A 21,204-nucleotide genomic window follows, 5' to 3' on the forward strand; every position below is an offset into this window, starting at 1 on the left:
AATCGCGTGCGGAAGGTCCAGCGAGCGCTCGTAGTGGCGTTGTTCGCCCTGCTGGCGATCGGCTTCGGTGCGTCGCCGGCCCAGGCGCACGCCACGCTGGAGGGCACCGACCCACCCACCGGCTCGATCGTCGACCCCGCGCCGACCGTCGTCACGATGAATTTCAGTGAGCGGGTGACGCCGGTCAAGGGCCGGATCAAGGTCATCGCCCCGGACGGTGCGAACGTCGTGCAGGGCGAGCCGACGACCGTGAACGGCGGCGCACGCGTGCGCATCCCGCTCAAGTCCGGCCTCGCCGACGGCACCTACCTGGTCAGCTACCGGGTCATCTCCGCCGACGGGCACCCGGTCTCGGGCGGCTACACGTTCAGTTCCCGGGTGCCGTCGGCGCTGGGCGCGAAGGCCTCGGAGGTCAACTCCGGCACCGCGTCGGCGTCGGTGGACAACGGTGTCCGCGGAGTGCAGTCGGTCAGCCGGTACGTCGCCTACGCCGGGCTCGTCCTGCTCACCGGGCCGCTGGTGATCGTGCTCGGGCTCTGGCCCCGGCGGCTGGCCACGGCCGGCCCGCGACGGGTGGCCTGGATCGGCTGGGGTCTGCTCGCGGCCGGGACGCTCGGCGTGCTCGTGATGCAGGCGCCGTACGCGGACGGCGGCACGCTCGCGGACGTCTCGGTGAGCGGTATCGGCGAGGCGATCGACGAGACGGTCGGGCGCGCGCTGCTGATCCGGCTGGCGTTGCTCGTCGCCGCGATCCCGGTGTTGATCCGGGTGTTGCGCCCGGCGGCCAAGGGCGGTGACGCGCCCGGCTGGGCCGGCCCGGTCGACCGGGTGCTGGTCGGGGTGCTCGGAGTGGCCCTGCTGATCACGTTCCCGTTCGCGGGGCACGCCGGCCAGTCGCCCGCGCCGATCGTGTCGGTGCCGGCGATCACGCTGCACGTGGGGTCGATGGCGGTCTGGCTCGGCGGGCTCGTCGTGCTGGCGTTCTACCTGCTGCCGCGGGCCAAGTACCGCGAGCTCGAGGTGATCCTGCCGGTCTGGTCGCGGTGGGCGTTCTGGGCGGTCGGCGCGCTGGTGTTCAGCGGTGCGATCGAGACGTTCCTCGAGATCGGTGGGTTCCGGGGCATCGACCGGCTGGTCAACACCACCTACGGGCAGCTCGTGCTGACGAAGGTGATCTGGCTCGGCGCGATCATGGTGGTGGCCGCGAACGCGCGGGCCTGGATCAACCGCCGCTTCGGCGTCCCAGTGGCCTATGCCTTCGCCGCCGAAGACGCCGAGACGCCTCCGAAGGAGGCCACGAAGTCCGAGAAGTCCGAGAAGTCCGCCGCGACCACCAAGACGGCCGCGAAGACCGCGGCGAAGACGGCCGCGAAGAAGACCACGACCAAGGCGGCGGCGAAGAAGGCCAAGGAGCCGGAGCCGGAAAGCGCCGACTTCTCCGCCTCCGGACGCGCCTCCGACGAGGTGCGGCGCCTGCGCTCGCGCGTCGCGATCGAGGTCGCGCTCGGTGCGGTCGTGCTCGCGCTGGCCACCGCCCTGGTGCAGGTGGCCCCGGCCCGCAGCGCCGACGACGCCGCCGCGGCGGCCGCCGCTCTGCCCTACAGCGCCCAGGTCGACCTGGGCCCGAACGTGCTGCAGATCGACCTGCCGGCCCGGATCGGACGCAACGAACTGCACCTCACGCTCTTCGACAAGAACGGCCTGCCGGTCAAGGTCGAGGAGTGGAGCGGTTCGGCCGAGCTGGCGAAGGCGAACGTGTCCACGGACGTCGTCGCGCTACCGCTCACCGAGAACCACGCGGTGGGTCAGGTCGAACTGCCGATCGCCGGTGACTGGAAGTTCGTGTTCACGGCTCGCACGTCCGACATCGACCAGTACAGCGTCGAGAAGACGATCACGATCCGCTAGATCGAGTCGAGGTCGTGGAGGGCGGCCCGGAGCAGCTCCGCTGTCTCCGGGTCGGTCGCCTCGCACCGGGCCAGCGCCTCCTGGACGCGGAGGCGCGCCCGGTCCAGGGCGCTACCCCGCTCGGTCGACGCCACCTCGGTGGAGTGCACGCGCTGCTGGAGCAGCTCCGTGCGCTCCAGCAGCAGCCGGTTCTTCTCCCACAGGTCGATGAACACGCTGACCTTCGCCCGCAGCACCCACGGGTCGAACGGCTTCGCCAGGTAGTCGACCGCCCCGGTGGCGTAGCCGCGGAACGCGTGGTGCGGCTTCCGGTCGATCGCGGTGAGGAACACGATCGGGATGTGCCGGGTGCGTTCCCGGCGCTTGATGTGCTCCGCCGTCTCGAAACCGTCCATACCCGGCATTTGGACGTCGAGCAGGATCACCGCGAAGTCGTCGGTGAGCAGACGCTTCAGCGCCTCCTCACCCGACGGCGCGGTGACCAGGTCGTGGTCCAGGCCCTGCAGGATCGCTTCCAGGACGAGCAGGTTCTCGGGGCGGTCGTCGACCAGGAGGACCTTCGCCCGCTTGCGTTCAGTGCTCACGCGGCAGGTCCGGGCGCGCCCGCGTCGCGGGTGACCCACCCGGCCATCAATCGGAGCAGCCGATCGAGATCGACCGGCTTCGTGATGTAGTCGCTCGCTCCCGCGGCGAGACTCTTGTCCCGATCGCCCGGCATCGCTTTCGCGGTGAGGAACAGGATCGGCAGTTCGCTGAACCCGGGCATCTTCCGGATCGCCGCTGTCGTCTCGTTACCGTCCATGTCGGGCATCATGACGTCCATCAGGACGAGGTCCACCTCCGGGTGGGCCTGCAGCATCGCGATGCCGGCCGCGCCGTTGTCGGCGTAGAGCACGGTGAGCCCGTGCAACTCCAGCGCGGAGGTCAGCGCGAAGACGTTCCTGACGTCGTCGTCGACGATCAGCACGGTGCGTCCGGCCAGTACCGAGGTATCGACGGTCGGGCCGGTCCGGCCCCGCGGCGGACGGGAGGGCTCCACCTGCCGCGGCATCGGAGCCGGCGGACGCGGCTTCTCCTCGTAGCTCACCGGCGCCGACAGCTCCGGCGGCGTCGGACGGGCCGAGCTCGCGCCCTGGGTGATGATCGCGGCCCCGATGTCCTCGGCGTCCACGATGCTGGTGGGGGCGCTGCGCAGCGGCCCGGAGTAGGTCGAGGACGAGAAGATCTGCTGGGAGTCCTCCTCCGGCAGCCGCTCGAGGCCGCTACCGGGCTCCGCGGCCTCGCCGGGGTAGCGCTCCGGCAGGTACAGCGTGAACGTGCTGCCGCGCCCGACGTCGCTCTGCACCGTGATCGATCCGCCGAGCACCCGCGCGATCTCCCGGGAGATCGACAGGCCCAGGCCGGTGCCGCCGTACTTGCGGCTGGTGGAGCCGTCGGCCTGCTGGAACGGGTCGAAGATCAGCTTGAGCTTGTCGGCTGCGACGCCGATGCCGGTGTCGGTCACCGCGAACGCGACGACGCGGTCGGCGGCGTTCAGCGTCGGGCTGGCGAACAGCATGTCCTCCGGGCCGACGTGGATCGAGAGCGTGACCGTGCCCGCGTCGGTGAACTTCACCGCGTTCGACAGCAGGTTCTTGAGGATCTGCTGCAGACGCTGCTCGTCGGTGAACAGCTGCTCCGGGACGCCCGGCCCGCGATCGACCGCGAACCGCAGCCCCTTGAGCTCGGACTGGGCCCGGAACGTCTGCTCGACGTACCCGCAGACGTCGTCGAGCGCGACCCGGCCGGCGTGGACGTCCATTTTGCCCGCCTCGACCTTGGACAGGTCCAGGATGTCGTTGATCAGCGTCAGCAGGTCCCAGCCGGCGTCGTGGATCGTCCGGGCGAACTCGATCTGGCGGCCGGTGAGGTTCGACTCGGTGTTCTCGGCCAGCAGCCGGGCCAGCACCAGCAGCGAGTTCAGCGGCGTCCGCAGCTCGTGGCTCATGTTCGCCATGAACTCGGTCTTGTACTGGCTGGAGAGCGCCAGCTGCTCGGCCTTCTCCTCCAGACCCAGCCGCGCCATCTCGATCTCGCGGTTCTTGATCTCGATGTTGCGGTTCTGCTCGGAGAGCAACGCCGCCTTCTCCTGCAGCTCGGCGTTCGTGCGCTGCAACTCCATCGACTGCGCCTGGAGTTCCTGGGTCAGCCGCTGCGACTGCGCCAGCAGTTCCTCGGTGCGCGCGTTCGCGATGATCGTGTTCAGCACGACGCCGAGCGTGTCGACGAGCTGCTGCAGGAAGCTCATGTGCAGGTCGGAGAAGTTCTTGAAGCTGGCCAGCTCGATGACGCCGAGCACCCGCTCCTCGAACAGCACCGGAACGATCACCAGGTCGGCCGGCGGAGCCTCACCCAGCCCGGAGCCGATCGTCAGGTAGCCGGCCGGCGTCTGCTCGACCCGGATCGACCGACGCTCGACCGCGGCCTGGCCGACCAGGCCCTCGCCCAGCGACAGCACCGACTCGCCGCGGCGCGGCGCGTACCCGTAGGACGACGCCAGCCGCAGCCGCAGGCCCTCCCGGGTGGCCTCCAGGAGGAAGAACGCGCCCTGCTGGGCGTCGACCACCGGGGTGATCTCGCTCATGATCATCTGGCAGACCTGACGCAGGTCGCGCTGCCCCTGGAGCTGAGCACCGATGCGGGCCAGGTTGCTCTTCAGCCAGTCCTGTTCCGCGTTCTTGGTGGTCGTGTCCTTGAGGTTGCCGATCATCTGGTTGATGTTGTCCTTGAGCTCGGCGAGCTCACCCTGCGTCTCCACGGCGATCGCCTGGGACAGGTCGCCCCGGGTCACCGCGGTCGCGACCTCCGCGATCGCGCGGACCTGGGTGGTGAGGTTGCCGGCCAGGATGTTCACGCTCTGGGTCAGGTCGCGCCAGGTGCCGGAGACGTCACGCACCTCGGCCTGACCACCCAGCTTGCCCTCGGTGCCCACCTCGCGGGCGACTCGCGTCACCTCGTTGGCGAACGAGCTCAGCTGGTCCACCATCGTGTTGACGGTGTTCTTGAGCTCGAGGATCTCGCCCTGGGCGTCGACCGTGATCTTCTGGCCCAGGTCGCCCTTCGCGACCGCGGTGGTGACCTGGGCGATGTTCCGGACCTGGCTGGTCAGGTTGCCGGCCATCGAGTTCACGTTGTCGGTGAGCTCCCGCCAGGTGCCGGAGACGCCGCGCACCTGGGCCTGGCCGCCGAGCTTGCCGTCGGTGCCCACTTCGCGGGCCACCCGGGTCACTTCGTCGGCGAACGACCCGAGCTGGTCGACCATCGTGTTGACGGTGTTCTTGAGCTCGAGGATCTCGCCCTGGGCGTCGACGGTGATCTTCTGGGTGAGGTCGCCCTTCGCGACAGCCGTGGTGACCGACGCGATGTTGCGGACCTGGCCGGTGAGGTTGCCGGCGAGCTGGTTCACGTTGTCGGTGAGTTCCTGCCAGGTGCCGGAGACGCCGCGCACCTGGGCCTGGCCGCCGAGCTTGCCGTCGGTGCCCACTTCGCGGGCCACCCGGGTCACTTCGTCGGCGAAGCTCGAGAGCTGGTCCACCATCGTGTTGACGGTGTTCTTCAGCTCGAGGATCTCGCCGCGGGCGTCGACGGTGATCTTCTGGGTGAGGTCGCCCTTGGCGACCGCGGTGGTGACCTGGGCGATGTTGCGCACCTGGCCGGTGAGGTTCCCGGCCAGCTGGTTCACGTTGTTCGTGAGTTCCTGCCAGGTGCCGGACACCCCGCGCACCTTGGCCTGACCACCCAGTTTGCCCTCGGTGCCCACTTCACCGGCCACCCGGGTCACTTCGTCGGCGAAGCTCGAGAGCTGGTCCACCATCGTGTTCACGGTGTCTTTGAGCTCGAGGATCTCGCCGCGGGCGTCGACGGTGATCTTCTGGGTCAGGTCGCCCTTGGCGACCGCGGTGGTGACCTGGGCGATGTTGCGCACCTGGCCGGTCAGGTTCTGCGCCAGCTGGTTGACGTTCTCGGTCAGCTCTTTCCACGTCCCGGAGACGCCGCGGACGTGCGCCTGGCCGCCGAGCTTGCCCTCGGTGCCCACTTCGCGGGCCACCCGGGTGACCTCGTCGGCGAACGCGGAGAGCTGGTCGACCATCGTGTTGACCGTGCTCTTCACTTCCAGGATCTCGCCGCGGGCGTCCACGGTGATCTTCTGGGTCAGGTCACCACGGGCGACGGCGGTGGTGACCTGCGCGATGTTGCGCACCTGGCCGGTGAGGTTGCCGGCCATCGAGTTCACGTTGTCGGTGAGCTCCCGCCAGACCCCGGACACCCCCCGGACCTGCGCCTGACCGCCCAGCTTGCCCTCGGTGCCCACTTCGCGGGCCACCCGGGTGACCTCGTCGGCGAACGACGAGAGCTGGTCCACCATGCGGTTCACGGTGGTGCCGATGCGCAGGAACTCACCCTTGAGCGGCTGACCCGCGATCTCCAGCGCCATCTGCTGGGTGAGGTCGCCGCGGGCCACCGCGTCGATGACCCTGGCCACCTCGGTGGTGGGACGGGCCAGGTCGTCGATCAGCGAGTTGATCGCCTGCGCGCCGGTCGCCCAGTCGCCGAGGCCGATCGACTCGTCGACCCGCTCGGTCATCCGCCCGTCGCGGCCGACCACGCGGCTGACCCGTTCGAACTCGCGATTTCGTTGGTCCATCCGGGTCGCGACGTCGTTGAAGAGCTCCGAGAGCTCAGCGTCCTCACCGTCGCGCCGGGGGAGCCGCACGCTGAAGTCGCCCTTGCGGAGCAGCTCGAGCGCGGCGGTCAGCTCACGGACGATCTGGGGGCGTTCAGCGAGCATCGTGCCGTTCTGAGCCCCGCCGTTGTCGGCGGGCGCTGACCCGAGCTCTTCGGGACGGCGGGACCGCCTGCCCCGTTCAGCTGTCGTCATCGTGTGCCTCATCTCGCCGGATGTCCGAACAGCGCAGGTTCTCGATGCGCGTGGACCTCTCCATCTTTGCGTATCACGCACCGTGGAGCGTCCGATCCGGTTCGGTAGCCTTCTCGGTTTGGTTTGTGGCGTGTGCTGAACAGTGTCGGACAACGACCGAAATCGTGCTGGACTCTGCAGCGGTTGGCCCCTGGACGCTAGGGTCTGTCCGGGACTTCCCGAACAGGGCGGGTCCTCCCTCGAGTTCGGCATCGGTCGAGCTGTCCCGGGCGGGGGAGCAGTTCGGCGGCGTGCGTGCCGACGGTGGCGACGTCGCCACCAGCGGAAAGCACCGGCCGCGCTGGGACAGTGAGGCGGCGCAGGACGAGCGGCGCGAGGTGAGCCAGCAGATGGGTCATCAGATGAATTCTTCGGTGGGGTCCGTGGTGGTCAGCCGCCGCGCGCCGCTGCCGGGCGACGCGCGGTCGCCTGCGCTGGCCCGGGCCCTCGCGCGTGACGTGGTGGAGGAGTGCGGCCTCTCGTCGCTCTCCGACGAGGTCGCGTTGCTCACCACCGAGCTCGCGACGAACGCGGTCGTGCACGCGGGCACCGCGATGCACATCGAGGTCGTCGGTGACGCGGCCGGCATCACGGTGCGGGTCACCGACGGCAGCCGGGCCGTGCTCGGCCCCTCGCTCCCGCCGCCGATGCTGGCCGAGGGCGGCCGCGGCCTGCACCTGGTCGATTCGCTCGCCTCCGAATGGGGGGTGGCCTACGGGCGCAGCGGCAAGTCGGTCTGGTTCCGCCTCGACGTCGACGACCCGGTCGTGACCCGCGCGGGCTCCGGTCCGCCGGCCACGGTGACGCCGGAGCCGGTCGTCGAGCCGCCGGAGCCCGCCGAGCCGCGCTGGGGTCTGCGCCGCGAGGTCGGCATCGGGCTGGGCCGCAAGATCCGCGGGCGCCGGAACGGGGCGGTGGGCGCGGGCGGCGTCGTCGTGAAGGCGAACGAGCCCGCGGTGCCACCCAAGCAGGTGCGTCGTCCGGTCGCCGGGCGCTCGGCCGCGGTCGTTCCGGCCGCCGAGGCCGCCGGCTGGCTGACGTACCTCACCGACCGCGTCGTCCACGAGCTCGATTCCACCGAGCTGGCCCAGGAGATCCTCTACCGCCTCGGTGAGGTCACCGGGGCGTCGTTCGGCGTCCTCTGGGTGGACGAGGGGTCCGGGGTCCGGGCGTTGGCCTCGGTGGGCATCACCGAGGATCCGATCGACCCACCGGTGCGGCTCTGGCCCGACGACCCGCCCCGCCCGCGCAACGCCGACCTGCTGCCACCCACCCAGGCCCTCGCCGACGCCGGGGCCGGTGTCGCGCTCTCGGTGGCGCTCCCGTCCAGCCCGCCGATCCGCGGGCGGCTCGAGCTGGGCATGCCGGCCGGTAGCCTGTTCCGCTCCGCCGACGCGGTGTTCGCACTGCTCGCAGCCGAGCGCCTGGCGGTCAGCCTGGACGCGGCCCGGCTGCGCGACACCGAGCAGAACCGCCGGGGGGACCTGGCGTTCCTCGCCGACGCCAGCGAGCTGCTCGCATCCTCGCTCGACGTGGACCTGACGCTCGCGCTCGTCGCGCAGCTGTGCGTGCCGCGGCTGGGTGAATGGTGCGTGATCCACACCCTCGACGACGCCGGCGACCCGGAGCTCGTCGTCGCCGTGCACAACGACGAACGAGGCGTCCCGGAGCTCGAGGACGCGTTCCTGGCCCCGGACGGCGCGGTGCTGCGCGAGCGGATCCGGGCCGCGACCGTCACCCACGCCGCGACGCCGCTCACCGGCCCGCTCTCCGGGCTGGTGCTGCCGCTCACGGCCCGGCGCGAGGTCGTCGGCACGATGTCGATCGGGGACCCACCCGGGCGGCGGCACACCTCCGAGGAGGTCGCGATCGCGGTCGACCTGGCCCGGCGGGCCGCGCTCTCGGTCGACAACGCCCGGCTCTACTCCGAGCGCGACTCGGTGGCCGAGGCACTGCAGAGCGCGCTGCTCCCGGCGTCGCTGCCGGTCGCCGACGGGCTGGAGTTCGCCGCGCAGTACCGGCCGGCCGGGGCGTCGAACGAGGTCGGTGGGGACTTCTACGACGTGCTGCCGCTCGGGGACGAGCGCTGGCTGCTGGCGATCGGCGACGTCTGCGGCAAGGGCCCGCAGGCGGCTTCGGTCACCGGGATGGTGCGTGACGTGCTGCGCACGCTGGCGCGCGAAGGCCGGGACCTGCCGTACGCGCTGTCCGCACTGAACCGGGCGCTCGTGGAGGAAGCGAGCCTGGTACGCGAAGGGAACGGGCCGATCGACGGCCAGACCGTGTTCTGCACGGTGGCGGCCGCGTTCGCCGAGCGCCGCGAGGGCGGGCTGCGGGTGCGGCTCTGCCTGGCCGGGCACCCGTCGCCGATCGCGGTGCGTGCGCGCGGCGGAGCGGAGCCGGTCGGCGTCGGCGGGATGGCGGCGGGGCTGACCGACCACATCGAGGTCGAGGAGGTCTCGGTGGACCTCGGGCCCGGCGACGCGCTCGTGTTCTACACCGACGGGGTCACCGAGCGGCGTCGCGGCGATGCCCAGTTCGGCGAGGAGGGCGTGCTGGAGGTGCTCTCGCGCAGCAGCGGCCTGTCGGCCGCCGACATCGCCGCCGGCCTCCGGACCGCCGCCACCGACTTCGGCGACGGCCCCCTCCGCGACGACCTCGCGATCCTGGCCTTGCGAGCGGCGCCCTAGGGCCTGTTTGGAAAGCTGGTCACCGTAGCCATTCGTTGATCGCGGCGATGTGCAACGTGGTGAGGTAGCGGACGGCGAGTTTGTCGTATCGGGTTGCGATGGCGCGGTAGCGCTTGAGGCGGTTGATCCCGCACTCGACCGCGTGGCGCTGCTTGTAGGTCTCGGCGTGGAACGCGGGTGGGCGTCCACCGGCGCTGCCGCGGCGGCGCCGATGGGCCAGCCGGTCGACTTGTTCCGGGATTGTGGCGCGGATCCCGCGTCGACGCAGGTAGACGCGGTTGGCCCGGGATCCGTAGGCCTTATCGGCCAGGACCCGCGCGGGCCGGGTCCGTGGCCTTCCGGCCCGGCCGGCCACGCGGATGGCGTCGATCACGGGCTGGAACTGCGGTGCGTCGCCGGCCTGTCCGGCGGTGATCAACAGCGACAGGGGCCGCTGCCCGCCCTCGGTGGCCAGATGGATTTTGGTGCTCAACCCGCCGCGTGACCGTCCCAGACCGTGGTCGTTGGGCTCTGCGGTGACCCCTCCCGGCGGTTGTTTCTGATCCGGCCCCCTTTACGCGCGCCCCCGGCGTGCTGGTGCGCACGGACCACGGTCGAGTCGACCGACACATCCCAGGTGATCAACCCGCGGGCTTGGGCCCTCGACTGCAGATCGGACACGATCCGCGCCCAGGTCCCGTCCCGCTGCCAGTCCCGGAACAGCGCATACGCCGTCTCCCACGGCCCATAACGCTCCGGCAGGTCCCGCCACGGCGCCCCGGTCCGGACCCGCCACCGGATCCCGTCGATGACCTGCCGCCGCGAACGCGGCGGCCGACCACCCGGTTTCGCCGGCGGCAACAGCCCGGCCAGGACTTCCCACTCCGCGTTCGTCAGATCACCACGAGCCACGCATCACCCAACGAACGACGAGCTTTTCAAACACGCCCTAGTCGCCGGCGGCCCAGACGCCGGTGAGCTGGCGCTCGGTGACGTGGATGGGTTCCACGCTGATGCTGATCACGGCGACGTCGTCGTAGCCCGGCGGGTCGAACTCGTTCATCAGGTTGCGGACCCAGCGGACGAGTGACTTCGCGTTGTTGTGCGGGCGGTCGGCCAGCGCCGCGGCCAGCCGGCCCTCGCCGAAGCGCTGACCGTAGCGCCGGGCGTCGGTGATGCCGTCGGTGTAGAACAGCAGCCCGTCTCCCGGGCCGAGCAACGCCTCGAGCGTCGGGTAGCGGCTGTCGGGCAGCCAGCCGAGCATCGGCCCGGAGTCGGTGAGCCGCTCGATGCTGCCGTCGGCCCGGCACACCACCGCCGGCGGGTGGCCACCGTTGGCCAGCCGCACCTGCGCCGACCCGCTCTCGGTCTGCTCGACCACGCAGAACACCGCCGTGCAGTACCGCGGCACGTCCTGGGCGGCCTGGTCGGCGACGATCGTCTCGTTCAGCGCCGCCATCACCAGCGACGGGTCCGACGTCTGGATCGCCGCGCCCCGCAGCGCGTAGCGGGCCAGCGACGTCAACGCGGCGGCCTGCACGCCCTTGCCGGAGACGTCACCGATCGAGATCGCCCACCGGCGCCCGCCGAGCGGGAAGACGTCGTAGAAGTCGCCGCCGACCTCCTGCAGCGGAGCCGCGTGGTAGAACGCCGAGAGCTCCATTCCGGGCACCTGCGGCATCCGCGGCGGCAGCAACGTCTGCTGCAGCGTCCGGGCCACCTCCTCGACCTGCGCCTTGGACTTCTGCACCTCTTCCCGGCGACGCCGTTCGAGGCGCACCTCGCGCAGCGCCGAGAGCCGCAGCTCGAGTTCGTCGACCACGATCGCGGCCAGGTCGGACAGCGTCTGCAGTTCCTCGGGCGTGGTCGAGCGCGGCTCGGGGCCGAGCACGTTCACGGTGCCGAGGTGGTAGCCGTCGCTCGTCGTGATCGGCGCGGCCGCGTAGAAGCGCACGGCCAGGTCGCCGCGGACGAGCGGATTGTCGCGCGCGACCGGGTCGAGCGCCGTGTCCTCGATCGCGACCGGTTCGTCGGCGAGAATTGCAGATGCGCATAGTCCCGGGTCACGGCCTATCTCGGTGACGTCGACGCCGTACGTGGCCTTGAACCAGATCCGGTCTTCGTCCACGATCGTCACCGTGGCGACGGGAACTCCGAAAATGCGAGCGGCCAGTGCCGCGATGCGATCGAAGGCTCCGTCGGGGGGGCGTATCGAGGATGTCGTACCGGCGGACCGCCCGGAGTCGCTCGACTTCGTCGGGCGGAATCAGGTCGGCGTCGGTCATTGCGCCCTCCTCGAGGGGTATCCGTTGACACGTGCTGAAGGGGTGGAGATGAACTTGTCCGTCGTGGTGAGCAGTGCGGGGGAGTCCGGCAACGTCGGCGTTCTCCGGCTCTCCGGAGAGCTCGACATTGCCACGTCCGGCACACTGCGCCAATCCCTCGACGCGTTGCGTGACGAAGGCCGCGAGAACCTGGTACTCGACCTGAGCGGGGTCACGTTCTGTGACTCCACCGGCCTGGGGACGGTGGCTACCCACGCGCGCTGGGTCATGGGTGTCGGTGGCTCCCTCGTGGTCTGCGGGCTCCGGCCGGACGTCGAAGCCGTGTTCGCGATCTCCGGTCTCTCCACCGTCCTCCCGACCGCAACCTCGCTCGAGCGGGCCATCGAGCTGGCGGCCGCCGCGGCCTCGAAGAACTGAGCGTCGGGTTCGCGACGCCGCACCGAATCGCGGCCCTAGCCCTACCAAACTGGTAGGCCTTATGTGCTTTACTGAATCCATGGGTCAGGAGTGCTTGGTGAGGCCGCTGTCGGGACTTCGGCTCGGCGCGGTACTGCAGAGACTCGTAGCCACCGTCGACTGGCAGGCTCGGGTCCGGTACGACGTCGACGACCGGTGGTACGGCCGCCTCGACGCCGGTGAGTTCGCGGGCGGCGTCCAGGTGGAGGCGTGGCTGCTGAGCTGGTGGCCCGGCCAGCGCACCGGTCTGCACGACCACGGAGGCTCGTCCGGCGCGTTCGCGGTGGTCCGCGGATGTCTGCGTGAGGACACCGTGCACACCCCGGCCGGCGAGCTGCCCCGCCTGCGCAGCCGGAGCCTCCGGGCGTCCGAGCGGCGCGTCTTCGGCCCCAGGCACCTGCACGAGGTCGTGAACGACGGTGTCGAGCCCGCGGTGAGCATCCACGTCTACGCGCCCCGGCTGACCACGATGACCCGCTACCGCTGGACCGACTTCGGCCCGGAGGTCGCGACGGTCGAGAAGGCCGGAGCCGACTGGTAGGAGCCGTTCGACCGCCCACCGACGACGCCGGACCGGTTGCCGCACCGAGCGGCCCGCCCGGCGTCGTCGCGCGCTGTTCAGCCGCACAATTCGACTGTGTCCGTCAACATTGAGCGGACGAGGTTGGTCCGACTTGGGGGCTGGCACGGTTGCGATGTCGAGGGGGAACGGTGATGGACGCGGCTGGCGTTTTCCCGGTCCTGCCCGCGCTCGGTTCGTCCACGAGGTCCGCGGAGACGATCGTCGGCCGGGTGCTGGTCGAGGACGAAATCCTGGCGTCCTGGCTCGACGTTCTGATCGCCGACGGGCTGGTACCGCCGCGGGCCTCACTCGGCAATCCGTACTGACTCCTCTTTGGGGCCACGCTCGTGGCACCAACGGATGAGCACGTTCGGTACGGTCGGCCAGGTTGTTGTTGCCGCTCCGGTCGGCCACGTTTTCCCAGCTAAACTGCGTCGGCAAACGTCGCGGGGGCGGAAGAACCGTTCTTTCGGGGGTTAGGGCGGTTTCTTTCTTAGGGCTAGCACGGTGGAGGCGCCCTGTTACGGGCTGGCACCGTGAGGCCTCTCGACGATCTGCAGCTTTCCGGCTGTGGTGGGCGTGCGGGCGGTACCGGGGGGTGCCGTGCTGGGGGGACGGAGGGGCAGCAGTTCATGGCGGCGAAAGTTTTCGCGCCGCGCCGACGGTCCGGTACGTGCCGGACCCGCTCCGGAACGGGGAACCGGAGCGTACGGCGGCGACGCGGGTGGGCCGGGCGGCCCACCGGGGGTGGGGGCGCCGGTCGGACGGACGACGTCGGTGCGGGCGGCGAGATGAGCGATCGATTAGTTCCGGGCACGGTGGCGCAGGACGCCCTGGAGGTCTCCGCGGCGCGCATCGCGTTGATCTTCCGCGTGGCCTGGTCGGCGCTGACACCGGCGTTGGCGTATCCGCAGGCACTGGCGGCCGGCGGGGTGCACACGTGGCAACACGTCGCGATCGTGAGCACGGTCGCATGGGGCGGCGCCTACGCCTGGTTCCTGCGCGGCGGCCGGCTGGTCCCGGCGGTCGCGGTCGCCGACAGCGCGCTGTTCTGCGTGTACCTGGGCTTCGCGCCCTGGATCCTGCCCGCTGAGTACGTGGGCAACCCTTCGACCTGGATCATCGGCGGCGCCAGCGTCGCGCTCTTCATCGCCTCGTGGGCGCTGGCTCCGCTGTGGACGATCGCGCTCGCGGTCGCGCAGAGCGCCGCGTTCCTGGTGGGGGTCGTCGCGGCCGGGCTGCCGCCGGTCGGCGGGCACGACAGCGTGGTGGCGATCTTCGTCCTGCAGGGCTTCCTGGCCGTCGTCGTCATGCGGCTGATCCGCGGCGGCGCGCGCCGGGCCGACGCCACGCTCGACCACGTGGCCCGCGCCCGTGCCGAGCTCACCATCGAGCGGAGCCGCCTGCACAGCCGGCGCCAGTTCGAGCGGAACCTGCACGACACCGTGCTGAGCACGCTCACGGTCGTCGCCCGCGGAACGCTGCGTACCCGCCTCGACCTCGTCCGTGCCCGGTGCGGCCGGGACGTCGCGATCCTCGATCGGCTCGACGAGTTACCGCGGAGCGCCGGCCTGTTCGCGAGCATCACCTGGGAGTCGGGGTGCCGCGCGATGCCGGTGCGGCTGACGCTCCCCGAGGACGAGCCGGCGCTGCCGCCGGACGTCATCGAGGCGGTCGCCGGTGCGGTACGGGAGGCACTGTCGAACGTCGAGCGCCACGCTCGGGCGGACGGGGCCGAGGTCAGCGCCACGATCGCCGGCAGCGGCATCCGGATCGTCGTCCGCGACGACGGGCAGGGCTTCGACCCGGCGACCACGACCACCGACCAGACCGGCGTCCGCCGGTCGATCCACGAGCGGATGGGGACGGTCGGCGGGCAGGCCGAGGTGGCCTCCGCACCCGGCGCCGGCACCACGGTGACGCTCACCTGGCAGCCGGCCGAACGGACCGGGGCGCCGACACCGCCGGAGCCGGACGAGCCGTCGGTGGCCGCCGGGTACCGCGCCGGCATGGGCTGGGCGCTCGTCGTCATCGCGGTGGTCTGGCACCTCTACAGCAGTTCGTCGCTGGCCACCCGGCCGGACGCGTTCGAGCCGTTCTGGCTGGAGCTCACCGCGTGGGTCGCGATCGGACTCGTCGTGCTCGGCGTCGCCGTCCGCGGTCCGGCGCGGCCGCTGCCGGGGCCGGTCAACCTCGGCGCGCAGCTGGTCGTGTTCGCGGCCGCGGTCGCCGGGTTCGCCGCGATGGACGGCGTCGACCAGATCTCCGCCAACTGGATCACCGGCGACGTCGGCTGGCCGCTGGCCCTGCTGGCCCTGCACCGGCCGGTGGCCGAGTACCTCGCCTGGTCCGCGGCGGTGGTCGCGCTCTCGGTGGGGGTGGTGCTCGTCGAGACCGGGCCCGACACCGGGGCGGTCACCCGGATCGTCACCGCGCTGCTCTGCGCGCTGGTCCTGCAGCTGGCGGCGGTGGTGGCGTTCGGGCTGGTGCGTCGCAACGGGGCGCTGGCCGAGGCCGGGGTGCGTGAGGCCGGCCGCATCCGGGAGACCCGTGACGCGCTGGTGGCCGTCGCCGACGACCGGCGCCGCTGGCAGCGTGAGCTCGGCGAGTCGCTGCGGCCCCTGGTCGGGGCGCTGGCCGACGGCCGGCTCGACCCGGGTGACCCCGACGTTCGCGCGCGCTGCGCGATCGAGGCCAGCCGGCTGCGGGCGATGCTCTCCGAACTCACCGAGACCGGTGAGCACTCGATGTGGCGACGCGACATGGTCTCGTCGCTCTCCGGCGCGGCCGCCGACCGTTCCGCGACGATCGAGGCACGCATCGCCCCCGACTTCGGGGAGGTGCCGGAGCCGGTCCGCGCCGAGCTGGTCGCCGCCGTACTGGCGATCCTGCGCCTGACCAGCCCCGGCGAGGCGGTCGTGACGCTCAGCGGGTGCGTGCGTGACGCGTCGGCGACCGTGCTGCTGCCGGTCGCGTCCGAGCGCCCGGCGGTGAAAGAAGCAATGTGGACGCTCCTCCATCGGGTCCGGGCCGCCATCCCCGGAACGGTGAGCGCGGACGTCGAAGAGCCGGGTTCGAGCAAGTTCTGGGTAGAAGTGAGGTGGGTCTCCTGATCACCGTGGCTGCTGTGGACGACGATCCGTTGGTCTTGCAGGGTCTGTCGGCGTGGCTGGCGCCGGCCGACAGCGGGATCGTCGTGATCGATCTCGTTCAGTCCGTCGAGGAACTGCTGCACGGCCGCGGCCGGCAGGCGGACGTCGTCCTGCTGGACGTCTGGCTCGGCGACGAGAGCCGGGTCGGTGACAACGTCCGGGCGATCACCGCGGTGGGGCCGGCCGTGGTGACGATAAGCACGCAGGACATCACCGACCTGATCGTGGAGTCGATCGAGGCGGGCGCGTTGTCCTACGTCCACAAGAGCCTGGATCCGACCGAGATCCGCGCCGCCGTGCGGTCGGCCGCGTCCCGGCAGAAGTTCATGACCCCGGCGCTGGCGTTCGCGTTACGGAGCGACCAGCGGCCGGCCCGGCCGTCGCTGAGTCTGCAGGAGACCGAGTCGCTGCGGCTGTACGCCTCGGGCCTGCGGATGACCGACGTGGCGCGCCGGCTCGGCGTCAAGCCGTCCACGGCCAAGGGCTACCTGGACCGGGTGCGCGCGAAGTACGACGACGCCGGCCGGGCGGCACGCACCAAATTGGACCTGCGCGAGCGGGCTCTGGAGGACGGCATCCTGCGCGGCACCACGGCGCTGGGGCCACGAGCGGTTCGGAGGGTCAGCGGATGACCGCTGTTCGGAGGGCGCGCGGTATCCGGACAAACAACGACACTTTTGTCCCACAACAGACGCGGTGAACGGAGTCGGGATGGCGGTGAATGTAATGGCGGGGCCCGCCCGTCTGGCACCGGATCAGGACACCGCGGAAGTGGCGCGGGTCGTCTGGGGAGCGCTGACCAGACAGCGTCAGCAGCTCCACCAGGGCCGTCGTTGCACCGCGAGCCGCAGTCCGCTGCTGCGTGACGCACACTCGCAGCACTGCCTGGTCTGTGACGAGCTCGCGCTCGACGCCCAGGAGCGCGTGGTCGTCTCCTGGCAGCGCCAGGCCGAACGCGAGCCGTGGACGCACGCGCGGATCGTCAGCTGTGCGCAGTCGGTGCTCGCCGACCGGGTGCGTACCCGGTTGTCGGCGTCCGGTCTCGTCGCGCGGCCGGAGCGCTGGTTGGAGCAGAAGTCGTTCCTGCCGCACGTCGACCCGGCCGGTCGGGTGCTGCTGGTCGCGCTCATCGTCAGCGTCGGGTACTACACCTGCATCCCGACGGCGGGCGGGCGGGTCCGGCTCGGCCCGCAGGTCGTCCAGCCGCTCATCGACGGGGTGCGCCGCGGGGCGTTCGCATCGGCGCTCACCCGGGCCTGGCCCAGCGACGACGAGCCCGATCTGGGCAAGGCCGCCGGGCACCTGGCCGCCGCGCTCGTCGCCTGGCGGGAGCTGCGGCCCGAGCAGTACGCGTCTCTGGTCGGCCTGGCCGAGGCCAACCGGACCGTGCTCAGCCTCGACGTCGCCGGGATGCGCTCGGACGTCGAGTTCACTCACCTGGCCGGGGTTCCGGCCGGCGACGACGTCGCCGAGGTCGTGATCGAGCAGCGGGGGCGGTGGATCGTGGGTACCGAACACGTGGCGGCTACCAGTGCGTTACTCCGGCGGTTCCTCGGCCGGGTACAGGAAGTGGCCCGGTCGGCGTCCGCGCCGGCGGAGCTGCGGACGCTCCTGGTCGAAGAGGCGGAGAAGCTGGCCGCCGAGGACGGGAACCCGTCGTGGCTGCGCGAGCTGCGTGACCGCCCGGCCGTGGTCAGCGCCCTGATCGACCGGGCGGCCGAGTTGATCCCGGCCCGAGCCTAGGAAGCCACCAGCAGCGCCGAGGTGACCCGTTCGGCGATCGTCGTCGCCTGGGCCCGGATCTCGGGGATCGCGGTCGTCTCGTACCGCGATCCGCGGCGCACCGGGCCGAGCGTCCACAGCCACGGCACCACGGTCCCGTCCGCGCCGACGAGCTGCCCGTCGTCGGTGGTGGCGTAACCCAGGCCGTGGGCGTCGGGGCGCACCAGCCCCGCGTCGGCCAGCCGGCGCGCGAGCGGGTCGGCGCTCGCGACCCAGGTGCCCGGCCCGCGGCAGTCGACGACCGCACCGGCGGTGCGCACGACCGGGCCGCCGCCGCGGGGCACCCACGAGACGCCGTCGGCTCCGGTGGCCACGATCGAGCCGGCGACCACGTCGAGCCGCCCTTCGCGCGACCGGCGTCGCAGCTGGGCGCCGATCGGCGGGGCCATCCGGTGCCGGTGCACCTCCCACAGCCGGGACACGTGACGCAGGAACCGGTCCTGCTCGGTGACCGTCATCCCGGTCCAGAGCCGTTCGACGTCGGGGCGGAGCCCGTCGACGACGCCGCGCCACTCGCCGTGCGGCGGCACGGCCCGCCGCACCTGGCGGATCAGCGCGCTGACCGTGTGGCCGGAGACCCCGGACGGCACCACCCGGGGCGGCGGGTCCACGTGGACGCGGGGCAACAGCCCGTGCCGGGAGATCGCGGTCACCCGGCCGAGGTGGCCCCGCCCGGCCAGCGTCACGACGACGTCCACGGCGGTCAGCCCGCTGCCGAGCAGCACGACGTCGTCGTGGCGGCCGACCCGGTCGAGCGCACCGGAGGTCCAGGGGTCGATGTCGGCGGTACGGGCCGGTGGATGGCCCAGCGCGAGCACGACGTCGTCGGCGGGGAGCACCCGGCCGTCGGCCAGGGTGACCCCGGTGCCGGAGGCCGCGACGGCCCGGCCGCGCACGATCCGCACCCGGCCGGCGGAGCCGCGCACCAGGTTCTCCAGCGCCTCACCGAGGTAGCGGCCGTACGTCGTGCGCGGTGCGTACCCGGCGGGGCCGCAGTAGAGCCCGCGCTCGCGGCACCACTCGAGGAAGTGGCCGGGGCGGTCGGCGTAGAGGCTCATCGTCTCGGTGCGCGAGTTGAGCAGGTGACCGTAGTCGGTCGTCGAGTACGCGACGCCCCGGCCGACGTCCGGCGCGGATTCGACGACGGTCACCGGCCCGCCCGGCCGGGCGGCGAGCGCGACCGCCGTGAGTACGCCGCTGGCCCCGGCGCCGATCACCACTGTCATGGCTCGACCGTAACCGCCTATTCCCTACTCATCAAGTAGGCAAAGCAGGTCGGGGGAGGTGTCAGCCGAAGTAGAACGTCGCCGCCCGAGTGTCGTGCGGCTCGGGGTCGGGTGTGGGGGCCGGCGCGGGCGACGGGGTGAGCGTCGGCCCGGCGAAGTTGCGCAGGACCTTGAGCACCGACCACAGCGTGTGGTCGCAGCGCATGTACAGACCGTTGCGGTAGCGCACCATTCCGATGTGCTGCAGCGGTCCGAGCGCCGCGCGCACTGTCGCCTCCGGGAGGCCGAGGTCGCCGGCGGCGGTGTCGCTGCAGAACAATCCGCCGTGGGCCGGTGCCGTCCGATCGATCCAGAGCGCGATCCGCACCCGGTCCGCGTCGCCGAACACGTCGGCGAACGCCTGCTCCGGAGGTTCCACGACCTCGGCGTCGTGGTCGGTCCAGAGAGCGCGCGTGGCCTGGATGCCAGTCGTCGTCATTCGGCACTCCCTTGTTGGGTGGCGGGTCCTCCCGCGTGCCTCTCACGAAAGCATATAAATGTGACGAAAAGGAGTCTCACTGTCGAGTTTTTCGATCAAGAAGGCGATTGTTCTCGCAACGGTTGTTTCACCTGTATAGCGGCGCAGCATTTGGGAACTCGCGTGACATTTAGTGGTTACGTGCGTCTGCGGGGAAGGGCGCTCGCCGGTGGCGCTGACGGTCCATCATGGGGACCGTCAGTGACGACCGAGAGGAACTGATCGGTGACCACGGTTCACGAGGCGAGCGACGAGGTCAGCGTCTGGGAGGACGATCCCGGTGCGCCGCCGTCCACCCGGACCCCTGTCCTCCGGGCCCGTCCGGCACTGCGTACCGCTCCGCTCGCGGTGGACGTCCAGGGAGCGGTGCCGCCCGACGCGGAGGGCGCGGTGCGTTACTGGACCGCCGCCGAGGCGCTGGGCCGGACGGTCGCGCTCTACGCACCGCTGTTCCCGGCCGACGAATTCCCGAACGGCGCGGCCTGGAACCCGGCCGTCGGCGATGTCCTGGTGGCCGACCTCAACGCCGGCGTCGATCTGAACGCCTACTACGACCGCGGCGGCCTCGCGTTCTTCCGCCAGCACGTCTCCGGGGTCACGGTCTGGTCGGGGGAGAGCCCCGACATCGTCAGCCACGAGACCGGTCACGCCGTGCTCGACGCGCTGTGCCCGTGGATGTGGGACGCGGCGAGCGCCGAGATCGCGGCGTTCCACGAGTCGTTCGGTGACATGACCGCCGTGCTCGCCGGGCTCCGGCTGGCCACGCTCCGCGAGCAGGTGATCGGCGAGACCGGCGGCGAACTGTCCCGCTCGTCGCGCCTGTCGCGGCTGGCCGAACAGCTCGGCTGGGCCGTGCGCCAGCTCGCGCCGAGCTCGGCCGACCCCGACTGCCTGCGCAACGCGTCGAACGAGTTGTTCTACCGGGATCCGGTGACGCTGCCGCCGAGCGCGCCGGCCAGCCAGCTCTCGAGCGAGCCGCACTCGTTCTCCCGGGTCTTCACCGGCGCGTTCCTCCGGTCGCTGGCCGGCATGGTGCACACCGTGGCCGGCACCGGCCAGGTCGACGACGAGGCCCTGCTCACCGCCGGGCAGGACGCCGCGACGCTGCTGGTCACGGCCGTCACCGACACCGCGGCGGTGCCGTCGTACTACGCCCAGGTCGCCGCGCACCTGATCGAGGCCGACCAGGAGAAGTTCGGGGGGAAGTACGCCGCCGCGTTACAAGCGGCGTTCGTGCGCCACGGCATCCTGTCCCCGGCGTCGGCCGAGGCGATCATCGACGGCGCCACCGGCGACGACGACGAGAAGGTCGGCGAGCGGTCGATCGCGCCGGGCGCCCCGCACCCGCGCGGTGCCTCGACGTCCGAGGTCGCCGTGTCCGGCCGGCCCTACGGGCTGCCGGAGGACCTGACCGTGCACGCGCCCGTCGAGGCACCGCGGTTCTCGGTGGCACCGGCGGCACTCTCCCGCGGCGAACTGGTGACCACCCCCGGCGAGGACGTCGCCGCCGCGTTCGTCGAGGACCTGTTCCGCCAGGGACGCGTCGCGGTCCCGCGGGAGTACCAGCGCGGGTTCGCGGCGGCGTCCGGGGTAGACGGCACACTGCGTACGCACGAGGTGGCGAACAACGGTGCGGGCCTGGTGCTGGTGCGGCGCGTGTTCGACTGAACTGGAAGTCGGGACCTTCGAC

Annotated in this window: 15 protein-coding genes; 9 read left to right on the top strand and 6 right to left on the bottom strand. The window is 71.6% G+C overall.

Annotation, left to right across the window (positions count from 1 at the left end; translation table 11 throughout):
- Window positions 1-6: 6 nt before the first annotated feature.
- Window positions 7-1,908 carry a copper resistance CopC/CopD family protein gene (locus tag CRYAR_RS05955; RefSeq protein ID WP_035848936.1) on the top strand — a complete coding sequence of 634 codons (1,902 nt, stop codon included), beginning with the start codon at window positions 7-9 and terminating at the stop codon, window positions 1,906-1,908.
- Here CRYAR_RS05955 and CRYAR_RS05960 read toward each other — a convergent pair.
- Window positions 1,905-2,531 carry a response regulator gene (locus CRYAR_RS05960; protein WP_157017402.1) on the bottom strand — a complete coding sequence of 209 codons (627 nt, stop codon included), beginning with the start codon at window positions 2,529-2,531 and terminating at the stop codon, window positions 1,905-1,907. The genes CRYAR_RS05955 and CRYAR_RS05960 overlap by 4 nt on opposite strands.
- Window positions 2,489-6,736 (bottom strand): HAMP domain-containing protein, encoded by a 4,248-nt coding sequence (locus CRYAR_RS05965; RefSeq protein ID WP_035848938.1) that lies wholly within the window; start codon window positions 6,734-6,736, stop codon window positions 2,489-2,491. The genes CRYAR_RS05960 and CRYAR_RS05965 overlap by 43 nt, the downstream gene beginning before the upstream one ends.
- A gap of 380 nt (window positions 6,737-7,116) precedes the next feature.
- Between CRYAR_RS05965 and CRYAR_RS05970 the strand changes: the two genes are divergently transcribed.
- Window positions 7,117-9,555 (top strand): SpoIIE family protein phosphatase, encoded by a 2,439-nt coding sequence (locus CRYAR_RS05970; RefSeq protein ID WP_051569807.1) that lies wholly within the window; start codon window positions 7,117-7,119, stop codon window positions 9,553-9,555.
- A 19-nt stretch (window positions 9,556-9,574) separates the two neighbouring features.
- Here the strand turns inward: CRYAR_RS05970 and CRYAR_RS44960 are convergent.
- Together CRYAR_RS44960 and CRYAR_RS05985 are read right to left on the bottom strand one after the other, a co-directional pair.
- A protein-coding gene (locus tag CRYAR_RS44960) for an IS5 family transposase (RefSeq protein ID WP_157017403.1) occupies window positions 9,575-10,446 on the bottom strand; the annotation gives its coding sequence in 2 pieces (ribosomal slippage) (window positions 9,575-10,105 and window positions 10,108-10,446; 870 coding nt in all).
- A gap of 37 nt (window positions 10,447-10,483) precedes the next feature.
- A complete protein-coding gene (locus tag CRYAR_RS05985) occupies window positions 10,484-11,746 on the bottom strand; it encodes a PP2C family protein-serine/threonine phosphatase (RefSeq protein ID WP_281174679.1) in 1,263 nt (420 codons plus the stop codon).
- Window positions 11,747-11,867: 121 nt separating this feature from the next.
- Here CRYAR_RS05985 and CRYAR_RS05990 point away from each other — a divergent pair, with 121 nt between their 5' ends.
- From CRYAR_RS05990 to CRYAR_RS06010, 6 genes are all read left to right on the top strand, one after another.
- A complete protein-coding gene (locus CRYAR_RS05990; RefSeq protein ID WP_035860913.1) occupies window positions 11,868-12,236 on the top strand; it encodes an STAS domain-containing protein in 369 nt (122 codons plus the stop codon).
- Between the two features lie 97 nt (window positions 12,237-12,333).
- Window positions 12,334-12,816: a cysteine dioxygenase gene (locus CRYAR_RS05995; protein ID WP_051569809.1), complete on the top strand. Its 483-nt coding sequence runs from the start codon at window positions 12,334-12,336 to the stop codon at window positions 12,814-12,816.
- A 173-nt stretch (window positions 12,817-12,989) separates the two neighbouring features.
- Window positions 12,990-13,163, top strand: a complete 174-nt coding sequence (locus CRYAR_RS46805) for a hypothetical protein (RefSeq protein ID WP_157017406.1) — start codon at window positions 12,990-12,992, stop codon at window positions 13,161-13,163.
- A 465-nt stretch (window positions 13,164-13,628) separates the two neighbouring features.
- On the top strand, window positions 13,629-15,950 hold the full coding sequence (locus CRYAR_RS06000) for an ATP-binding protein (RefSeq protein WP_169745001.1): 2,322 nt from the start codon (window positions 13,629-13,631) through the stop codon (window positions 15,948-15,950).
- A gap of 14 nt (window positions 15,951-15,964) precedes the next feature.
- Window positions 15,965-16,621, top strand: coding sequence for a response regulator (locus CRYAR_RS06005; protein ID WP_169745002.1), 657 nt, complete (start codon window positions 15,965-15,967; stop codon window positions 16,619-16,621).
- Window positions 16,622-16,700: 79 nt separating this feature from the next.
- Complete coding sequence (locus CRYAR_RS06010) at window positions 16,701-17,732, top strand: hypothetical protein (protein WP_157017408.1); 1,032 nt, start codon at window positions 16,701-16,703, stop codon at window positions 17,730-17,732.
- Here CRYAR_RS06010 and CRYAR_RS06015 read toward each other — a convergent pair.
- Both CRYAR_RS06015 and CRYAR_RS06020 read right to left on the bottom strand, forming a co-directional pair.
- Window positions 17,729-18,997: an FAD/NAD(P)-binding protein gene (locus CRYAR_RS06015; protein WP_063725666.1), complete on the bottom strand. Its 1,269-nt coding sequence runs from the start codon at window positions 18,995-18,997 to the stop codon at window positions 17,729-17,731. The genes CRYAR_RS06010 and CRYAR_RS06015 overlap by 4 nt on opposite strands.
- A 61-nt stretch (window positions 18,998-19,058) precedes the next feature.
- The gene (locus tag CRYAR_RS06020) at window positions 19,059-19,475 is read right to left on the bottom strand and encodes a hypothetical protein (protein ID WP_035848950.1); all 417 of its coding nucleotides are present in this window, start codon (window positions 19,473-19,475) and stop codon (window positions 19,059-19,061) included.
- 264 nt (window positions 19,476-19,739) lie between these two features.
- Between CRYAR_RS06020 and CRYAR_RS06025 the strand changes: the two genes are divergently transcribed.
- Window positions 19,740-21,182, top strand: a complete 1,443-nt coding sequence (locus CRYAR_RS06025; protein WP_035848951.1) for a gluzincin family metallopeptidase — start codon at window positions 19,740-19,742, stop codon at window positions 21,180-21,182.
- Window positions 21,183-21,204 lie beyond the last annotated feature (22 nt).

The organism is Cryptosporangium arvum DSM 44712 (assembly GCF_000585375.1).
Classification (GTDB): Bacteria; Actinomycetota; Actinomycetes; order Mycobacteriales; family Cryptosporangiaceae; genus Cryptosporangium; species Cryptosporangium arvum.

What these genes read in the sequence shown, in the direction of transcription:
- CRYAR_RS06015 (WP_063725666.1), bottom strand. Translation starts at nt 18,997, where the DNA reads ATGACAGTGGTGATCGGCGCCGGGGCCAGCGGCGTACTCACGGCGGTC.
- CRYAR_RS06020 (WP_035848950.1), bottom strand. Translation starts at nt 19,475, where the DNA reads ATGACGACGACTGGCATCCAGGCCACGCGCGCTCTCTGGACCGACCAC.
- CRYAR_RS05990 (WP_035860913.1), top strand. Translation starts at nt 11,868, where the DNA reads ATGAACTTGTCCGTCGTGGTGAGCAGTGCGGGGGAGTCCGGCAACGTC.
- CRYAR_RS05965 (WP_035848938.1), bottom strand. Translation starts at nt 6,736, where the DNA reads ATGCTCGCTGAACGCCCCCAGATCGTCCGTGAGCTGACCGCCGCGCTC.
- CRYAR_RS06000 (WP_169745001.1), top strand. Translation starts at nt 13,629, where the DNA reads ATGAGCGATCGATTAGTTCCGGGCACGGTGGCGCAGGACGCCCTGGAG.
- CRYAR_RS46805 (WP_157017406.1), top strand. Translation starts at nt 12,990, where the DNA reads ATGGACGCGGCTGGCGTTTTCCCGGTCCTGCCCGCGCTCGGTTCGTCC.
- CRYAR_RS06010 (WP_157017408.1), top strand. Translation starts at nt 16,701, where the DNA reads ATGGCGGTGAATGTAATGGCGGGGCCCGCCCGTCTGGCACCGGATCAG.